This is a genomic window from Veillonella sp. (genome assembly GCF_019414865.1).
Lineage (GTDB): Bacteria > Bacillota > Negativicutes > Veillonellales > Veillonellaceae > Veillonella.
The window spans coordinates 1-5,119 of record NZ_DXLG01000111.1 but is presented as its reverse complement, the minus strand read 5'-3'; the positions used below and the strand labels follow the sequence as shown (position 1 = coordinate 5,119).

The following is a 5,119-nucleotide window of genomic DNA, read 5'->3' as shown; positions in this document are numbered from 1 at the left end:
AAATATGCTTAATAAGTATATCCTAAATGATATAGGATTTCAAGTAATAAATGCTACCTATATCATTTTAACAAGCTTAGTATTTAGCCTATTATTTCTTATGCACCATAAAGCCTGCCGCTTGTTGGTTCGCCATGATGGTTACATCAGAGATTTGCAAGCGTTTAGGTTGGTTTGTTACATATAGTACAACATCGGCCACATCCTCTGGTTGGATTGCATCAATACCAGCGTACACAGATTTAGCTCGTTCCGCATCACCGTGGAATCGTACTTCACTGAATGGAGTTTCTACGATGCCTGGTTGAATGGTAGTAACCTTAATATCTGTAGCTATGGTATCCATGCGAATGCCATCGCTTAATGTCTTAACAGCTGCCTTTGTAGCGCAGTATACTGCACCATTAGGATATGCATAAATGCCTGCAGTAGAGCCCATATTTACAATATGACCTTCATTTTTATCAATCATAAAAGGTAGTACTGCTTTTGTTACATATAAAAGGCCTTTCACATTGGTATCAATCATAGTCACCGCATCATCAACAGCACTATCTTGGAAAGGATCAAGCCCTTGTGCAAGCCCCGCATTATTAACGAGCACATCGACGCCACCAAAAGCCTCGATAGCTGCAGGAACCTTGCTTTCAACATCCTCGCGACTACGCACATCAAGAACTAAAGTCTCAACACGCACGCCATATTCCTTAGACAAACGAGCCTGTACCTCGCCCAATAACTCAGCACGACGACCAGAAATCAACACATTATCGCCATGCTTGGCATAAGCCTCAGCAATACAAAGACCAATACCAGACGTTGCACCAGTGACAAAAATATTACGAGCCATAAAAGCCTCCACATCATCAATCCGTTTTATTCTAATAAGTTAATTATACCATTATGAAAATAAAAAAACTCTACCCTACCCCCTATAATCGATAAAAATAGTGTATACATTGGAGCCTTCCGCTATTCTCTAGAATGATATGCTGGCGCATCTGTATGTAAGACAAAAATATTTGAGCTCTACCACAGCTAGAAAGCAAATAGGGATACCTATTCGAAGCCGCCTTGAACGCTACACGTACCATTCCGCCCTTCCTCAAATGACATATGGACGCATCTGAAAGGAAATCGTATAGAGATAAAAAAGGATTACTGTTCCGGAAGCGACTTAACTCGCTTTAGAGCCTTCTACTATTCCCTAGAATAATATGCTGGCGCATCTGTATGTAAGACAAAAATATTTGAGCTCTACCACAGTTAGAAAATAAATAGGGATACCTATTCGAAGCCGCCTTGGGCGCTACGCGTACCCATGAAGGCTGAGGATAGGTATCCCTATGTTTTATTTAATTTGATTAGTAGAGCTCAAATACGCTAGCTTTTATTTCAGATGCGCCAACATATCATTTAACACTTCCATGCAATCCCCTACGATGCCATAGTTAGCGTGTTGGAAGATTTCTGCGTTTGGATCGTTGTTGATAGCCACGATTGTGTCAGCACCGGAGATGCCGCTCACGTGTTGGATAGCGCCGGAGATACCAAATGCCAAGTATAGTTTAGGGCTTACAGTTTTACCTGTTTGGCCTACTTGGTATGGCAATTCAATCCAGCCTTTTTCAACGAGTGGACGTGTAGCACCTACTACGCCACCGATAGCTTCAGCAAGTTCGTAAAGTTTATCGAAGTTTTCTTTAGAGCCCATGCCACGGCCACCAGCTACGATGATATCCGCTTCTTGGATATTGTAACCATCTTTGCTGAACGGAATGAAGTCGAGGCGTTTCATGCGAATGTCTTCAGGCTTGAGATCAAATTGTTCAATTTGAATACGGCCCCAGCTATCTGCAATACGTTCAGGCTTTTTAAATACGTTAGGACGTACGGAGCCCATTTGAGGACGATGGTTTGGAGAAATGATTTCTGCCAAAATATTGCCGCCCAAGGCAGGACGTGTCCATTCAACAAGGCCTTCATTGGTATCTACCGTCAAGATTGTACAGTCCGCTACAACACCGTTTTGCATGCGACCAGACATGCGAGGCGCCAAGTCACGACCGTTATTAGTAGCACCAATCAAGAGAATATTAGGCTTATGATCTTCAAAGAAGTCTGTTAAGACCTTCGTATAGCCATCCGTTGTATAGTATTTCAAAAGCGGGCTTTCAAAAACGTGAACGATATCGGCACCGTGTGCTACGAGTTCCTCTGCTTCGGTTTGAACATTCTCGCCCAATAGCATAACTTGAACGAGCTGGCCCAATTCCTTAGCGATACGGCGAGCTTGGCCGATCAGTTCATACGTAACCGGATGCACCACGTCATCGATGGTATCGGCTACGACAAAGACGTCTCTATATTCATCAAAATTTGTCACGGCCATTACCGGTCACCTCCTTTAGAACCTTCATCACCTTTAGCAGCTGCTACCGCCTTAAATTCACTAGGGGATACGCTTTCAACAGACGCAGCCCGTTGCACAGGGTCTTTTACATCTACACCCTCATCATTGTCCTCAGCCACCTCAACAGGCGCATCATTTGGCACTAATAGATGGGCAAATTTATCTGGTTTAATATGGTAAGCCAATTCGAGAACCTTTTTAGCCCCTTCCTCTATGGATGGCAACATTTCTACCTTACCGCGGAGAGGTGGTTGGTACACCTTGCGCACACGCGTAGGGGAACCGTTAAGACCGATACGGCTTTCATCAATATGCGGCATATCGCGCAATGTAACGTGAGTAATGGTATAGCGTTTCGCATAAATAGAGCTCCAAAGGCCTGGTTGGCGTGGCTCGTTGAGCTCAGCTGTCGCTGTAACCAATAACGGCAATGGAACCTCTACGATTTCATAGCCATTTTCATGTTGTCGTTTTACAACTGCTTTTTGAGCTGCTTGATCTACAGATAGTTCACAAGCATAGGTAGCTTGTGCCATACCGAGTTCCTCTGCAATTTGAGGGCCTACTTGTGCAGTATCGCCGTCGATAGCTTGTTTACCGCAGAAGATAATTTGGAACTGACGGTTCATAGTTCGTTGAATATGACGGATGGCAGATGCAATTGTATAACTTGTAGCCAATGTATCGGCACCACCGAACGCGCGGTCTGTAACGAGTACTGCATCATCGGCGCCGAGGGACAAACACTGGCGAAGCGCTTCTTCAGCCTGTGGAGGGCCCATGGATAAAACGGTTACACGACTACCTTCATATTGGTCTTTCACCGTAAGAGCCGCCTCTAACGCATGCATATCATCAGGGTTTACAATGCTAGGCAAGCCTGTGCGGATGAGATTATTTGTTTCCGGATCCAGCTTAATCTCAGATGTATCTGGAACCTGTTTGATACATACTAATAACTCCATACACTCACCCCTGTCTAAATTCTACGCCCTTAGCGTTACGCGGATATTTCCAAGTTTTTACGATTGTTTCACCACAAAGAACACGGCATGTACCGCATTCTAAGCAACCGGCGAAATCAAAGGCTAAATCGCCGTTTTCTTGCAATGTATATAGACCGGCAGGACAACCATTGACGAGCTTCATTTTCTCTTCAAGGCTAAAACCAGCGCCATCCACCAAGATATGAGGAGACGTTTCATCTACATAATATTTATTGGCGCCCAAACGCTCTTCTAATTTCATAGGGAACGCACCCCTTTCCAAGCATCACGAATCAAGGTAAATAGGCCAATGTCTCCGACACGGCGCATAATTTTTTTCATCATTGGCACTGCACCATCACCGTTTACAGTGAATACGTCGTGCATCAAATTATTAACAAATGCTGGGTATTCATTGAAAATACGCGGATGGGTAGCGAGGAATTTAGGCATATTTTTGTAACGCTTCAAGTCCTTCAGTAACCAAGAACTCTTGATTTGACGTTCATACAATTTAGCTACGCGATCCATATTTTCATCGCGCAAGGCTACGTTAACTGCATCTGCTGCGCACATACCGGACTCGATAGCAAGGTCCATACCACGAATAGTATACCCAAGATTCATACACATGCGCGCCGCATCGCCAACGATAATATAACCATTACCACCCAATTTAGGCATCGATTTATAGCCCCCTTCAGGTACGAGGTGGGCACTATGTTCTTTCAACTGGCCATTTTTCAACAATGGAGCAATTCTTGGATGGCTTGTGAAAGCTGAAAGCATATCGTCTACAGAGCGATCGGCTTTACCGATGTCTTCAAGGCCCACAACCATACCCACAGAAAGGCTATCTTTATTTGTATAAATAAAGCCGCCCCCCAATAAGCCCGAGGTCATATCACCTAGAGTAAGCCACGCCATACCGTCATCTCCAGACAACATGAGACGATTTTCAAGGTCCTCTTTTTTAAGTTTGTATACCTCTTTTACCCCTACTGCCATAGTGCTTGGATCGGTAGGAGCTGTAAGGCCTGCTTTTTCTAATAATACTGTATTAGAGCCTTCTGCGATGATAACAAGTTTTGCATATACTTCATCATCGTGGCAACGAACGCCAACAACGCGTTGTTTCTTACCTTCACCTTCAGTAATAAGGTCTGTTACCTGTACATTAGATACGAGAAGAGCACCTTTTTTCTCAGCCTCTTCAGCGAGCCATTTATCGAATTTGGCGCGTAATACTACGTAGGATTCTTCGTTCGGTTGTCCATCTTCGTAGCTGTATTCAATAGTCGTCATTTCATTGCCGGAGCCAATAGAAATACGTTCTTTTGTTACCTTACGTTCCAATGGGGCACGATCTCTAAAGTCCGGTACTAACCGTTCTAAAGAATGCGTATAGATACGTCCACCCATCATATTTTTAGCGCCTGGTGCGGTACCACGTTCAATGAGTAAAACCTTTACCCGTTGCTCCGCAAGGCGTAACGCCGCCGCAGAGCCTGCTGGGCCTGCACCAACAACGATAACGTCAAATGTTTCATTGCGATCAATTGCCATATACTCAGCTCCTTTAATCAAAGCTTAGACTTACATAAGTTCATATAGTATATATATTTCTCTATTAAGAACCAAAATACCTTTAAAAATTACCACAGAAAAATGAATATATTCTATATTTTTTAACATTGTCTTGTAAATAGCTCTATAGGAT

Annotated in this window: 5 protein-coding genes; all 5 read right to left on the bottom strand. The window is 43.7% G+C overall.

The features are described 5' to 3' along the window. Positions 1 to 91: 91 nt before the first annotated feature. On the bottom strand, positions 92 to 850 hold the full coding sequence (locus QZ334_RS06750; protein ID WP_295233040.1) for an SDR family NAD(P)-dependent oxidoreductase: 759 nt from the start codon (positions 848 to 850) through the stop codon (positions 92 to 94). A gap of 540 nt (positions 851 to 1,390) precedes the next feature. Continuing rightward, complete coding sequence (locus QZ334_RS06745) at positions 1,391 to 2,392, bottom strand: electron transfer flavoprotein subunit alpha/FixB family protein (protein ID WP_105094009.1); 1,002 nt, start codon at positions 2,390 to 2,392, stop codon at positions 1,391 to 1,393. After that, entirely contained in the window at positions 2,392 to 3,378 is a 987-nt protein-coding gene (locus QZ334_RS06740) for an electron transfer flavoprotein subunit beta/FixA family protein (protein ID WP_295233036.1), read from the bottom strand. Before QZ334_RS06740 ends, QZ334_RS06745 begins: the two co-directional genes overlap by 1 nt. Before the next feature lie 4 nt (positions 3,379 to 3,382). After that, positions 3,383 to 3,661 (bottom strand): ferredoxin family protein, encoded by a 279-nt coding sequence (locus tag QZ334_RS06735; RefSeq protein WP_105089556.1) that lies wholly within the window; start codon positions 3,659 to 3,661, stop codon positions 3,383 to 3,385. Further along, positions 3,658 to 4,965, bottom strand: coding sequence for an FAD-dependent oxidoreductase (locus QZ334_RS06730; protein WP_295233032.1), 1,308 nt, complete (start codon positions 4,963 to 4,965; stop codon positions 3,658 to 3,660). The genes QZ334_RS06735 and QZ334_RS06730 overlap by 4 nt, the downstream gene beginning before the upstream one ends. Positions 4,966 to 5,119 lie beyond the last annotated feature (154 nt).